Origin of the sequence: Protofrankia sp. CiP1_Cm_nod1, assembly GCF_920888515.1 — a bacterium.
Lineage (GTDB): Bacteria > Actinomycetota > Actinomycetes > Frankiales > Frankiaceae > Protofrankia.
In genome coordinates, this window is the sequence record NZ_CAKKTM010000249.1 from 1 (window position 1) to 3,203 (window position 3,203).

The window sequence follows — 3,203 nt, forward strand, 5'->3', positions numbered from 1 at the left end:
GCGTCGGACAGGCCGCCGGCCAGTGTCCCCGGGACCAGCGCCAGGGCGGCGCAGCCGGCGGCGAGCAGCCCCATCCCGGCGAGCATGACCGGGGGGCTCTCCCGCGCCGAGGCGGCCTCGGCGCCGCGGGGGCGGGCGAAGAACCCCACCCCGAGCGCCTTGACGAAGGTGGCGGCGGCCAGCCCCGCGGACAGCGCGATGGCGGCGACCGCCAGCGGCAGCGCCACCGCGCTGGCCGTCCCCGGCACCCCCAGCCCGTGCACGAGCGACTCCAGCAGCAGCCACTCGCTGACGAACCCGTTGCCCGGCGGCAGCGCCACCGCCCCCAGCGCACCCACCGCGAACAGCCCGGCCGTCACCGGCATCCGGGCCCGCAGCCCGCCCAGCGCGTCCAGGTCACGCACGCCGGTGGCCCGCAGCACCGACCCGGCCGCGCAGAACAGCAGCGCCTTGAACGCGGCATGGTTGACCACGTGCAGTAACGCGGCGGCGAGCGCCAGGGCGGCGAGGGGCCGTTCCCCGGCGGCGGCGAACATCCCCGCCGCACCGGCGCCGATCAGGACCAGGCCCATGTTCTCGCTCGTCGAGTACGCCAGCAGCTGTTTGACGTCGGTGGCCATCGCCGCCTGCAACATCCCGTACACCGCCGAGACCGCCCCGGCGGCCAGCAGCACCAGCCACCACCAGCGCGGCCCGCCCCCGAGCAGGTCGAACCCGACGCGGATCACCCCGTAGACGCCCAGGTTCACCATGGCCGCGCTCATCAGCGCCGAGACGTGGCTGGGCGCCTGCGGATGCGCCCGCGGCAGCCAGGCGTGCAGCGGGACCGTGCCCGCCTTGGACGCGAACGCGGCAACCGCCAGCACGAAGACCGTGCTACGGACGGCCGGCGGCACCTCGCCCGCGCCCGCGCGCAGCGCAGTGAACGTCTCACCGCCGGCGCGGGCCGCGAACAGCGCCAGGGCGATCAGGAGCGCCACCAGGCCCAGATGCGTCATCACCGCGTACCACACCCCGGCGTCGCGCACCGCGGCCCGCGACCGGTGCTCGGCCAGCACCAGCAGCAGCGAGGTGACCGCCATCAGCTCCCACAGCAGCAGGAAGGACGACACGCTGGACGCCGCCGGCACCAGCAGCAGCGTGGCCGCGAAGACGGGTAACACCGCCTGCACCCCGCGGGCGGACACCCCGTGCCCGGTGTAACCGATCCCGTAGAGCGCCACCGGCGCCACCACCGCGCCGGAGACGGCCATGAACAGCCCCGAAAGGGCGTCCACCGTCAGATGCACCCCGGCCAGCGGCAGCAGGCCGGGCAGGCTCGCCGACCACGGCGCGCCACCGCCGCTGGTGCCGCCGCCACCGGCGAGCGCCGCGAGCCCGGCGGTGAGCCCGGCCACGCCGACCCCGGCGGTGCACACCCCCACCAGAGCCGGCCGCACCCGCTCGGGGGTGAACGCCCCGGCCACCGCCCCGACGCCGGCCAGCCCGGTGGCGGTGGCCAGTGCCGGCCCGACCAGACCGCTCACTGGCGAGTCACGGTGCGTAGCGCGGCCACGATCGCGTCCGGCTCCGGCGGGCAGCCCGGCACCTGCAGGTCCACTGGCACCACGTCGGCCACCGAGCCCTGCACGCCGTAGCCGCCGGCGAACTCCCCGCAGTTCAGCGCGCAGTCACCCACCGCTATCACCAGCCGGGGCCGTGGTGTCGCCTCCACCGTGCGGCGCAGCGGCTCGGCCATGTTGCGCGTCACCGGCCCAGTGACCAGCAGCACGTCCGCGTGCCGGGGTGACGCCACCACGCGCGCCCCGTACCGCTCGGCGTCGTACACCGGGCCGAACGCGGCGGCAATCTCGATCTCGCACCCGTTGCAGGACCCGGCATCGACGCATCGCACCTGTACCGAGCCGGCGAGCCCGCGGGCCGCCGGTGGGCACTCCGCCCGCGGCGCCGGCGGGGCCTGTTCGGCCACCCGCCCGGTGTCGCGGATCTTACGCAGCAGATTCACCACATGCTCCTGATGTTCGGTGACGACGTCCTTCCTGGTGAGCGGAAGGTGACCAGACGTTGCGTCGGGTGCTGTACGTGCTGTTTCGGAGCAACCGACGACGCCGCGATCCACACCGTCACGCGCCGTGCTGCCACGGCACGATCGGTGCTGCCGCGGTCCACACCGTTGTGATCTGCGTCCGCGACCCGTGTCGCCATGACCTGTGTCAACACGCTTCGCGCCGCCATGGTCATGCCGTCGGTGGATGGTGCGTCCGTCGGGCCGCAGTCACCCCGTGGGCCGCGTCTCCCCCGCATGCAGACACGGCCTCACGTACGGCACGCCGACCTTACCAATTGCAAACATTAGCAACTGAAGGAGATGCCAAGAGCCGCCGGTACCCCCGCCGTCCACCGTCCGCCGAACCCTGGCCCGGCAGGCCTGTCCGGATGATGTTCCGCGTCGCGGGGATGCCTTGACCTCGACCGCGGTTGAACTCCCAGCATGATCATGTTTTTCCGGCGGATCGGAGAGGGGATTTTTATGATCATGAAGGAGTATTCCGAGCGGGAGCTTGCCTCCCAGCCCATCGGCTACTGGAGCGGTGAGGCGTACCGCGCGGTGGTCGGGCGCATCCGTACGGAGCTGGCCACGGAAGATCTCACCCAGCCGCACTGGTGGACGCTCAACCATGTCGCCGGTGCCCCCGGCGCGTGGAGCCGGGCGAAGCTCGTCGAGCGACTGGCCCCGTTCGACGATCTCGGAATCGATTTCGACGACGTCTTCGACGATCTGATCACCCGAGGATGGATGACGGAGGACGCCTTGACGCGCTCACTGGCGCTGACCAGAGTTGGGGAGGCTGGGCTGCTGCGCGCCAGGGAGCGCACCGCGCGCGCTCACGGACAGACGCACGAAGGCATCGCAACGGCCGACTACGTGACGGCACTCAACGTCCTGCGCCGCATGATCGATAATCTGGGCGGCAACAGCGACCTTCCCTGATCCCCTCGATAACCAGCTTTCCCAAGGAAAGCCCTGGTCAGCCCCACGCTATATCACTCAGCCGTACCTTCGTACCGCCGGCAAGCGAGGATCGTCAGTCGTGGATGACGTCGTCGATGGTGGTCGCGGTGCCCACGCGGCGTAGCCAGACATCCAGCTGGGCCAGGTCGGCGCAGGCCATGATCCGCTCACGGACCGCCTCGGGCACCGG

Annotated in this window: 3 protein-coding genes; 1 reads left to right on the forward strand and 2 read right to left on the reverse strand. The window is 72.1% G+C overall.

What is annotated here, in order from left to right; translation table 11 throughout:
- A partial coding sequence (locus NBX02_RS11305; RefSeq protein WP_250291258.1) for a proton-conducting transporter transmembrane domain-containing protein occupies nt 1-1,526 on the reverse strand: 1,526 nt, incomplete at its 3' end.
- Nucleotides 1,523-2,005 carry an NADH-quinone oxidoreductase subunit B family protein gene (locus NBX02_RS11310; RefSeq protein ID WP_250287511.1) on the reverse strand — a complete coding sequence of 161 codons (483 nt, stop codon included), beginning with the start codon at nt 2,003-2,005 and terminating at the stop codon, nt 1,523-1,525. The genes NBX02_RS11310 and NBX02_RS11305, both read right to left, overlap by 4 nt.
- 525 nt (nt 2,006-2,530) lie before the next feature.
- Between NBX02_RS11310 and NBX02_RS11315 the strand changes: the two genes are divergently transcribed.
- A complete protein-coding gene (locus tag NBX02_RS11315; RefSeq protein WP_250291260.1) occupies nt 2,531-2,992 on the forward strand; it encodes a MarR family transcriptional regulator in 462 nt (153 codons plus the stop codon).
- Nucleotides 2,993-3,203: the final 211 nt, after the last annotated feature.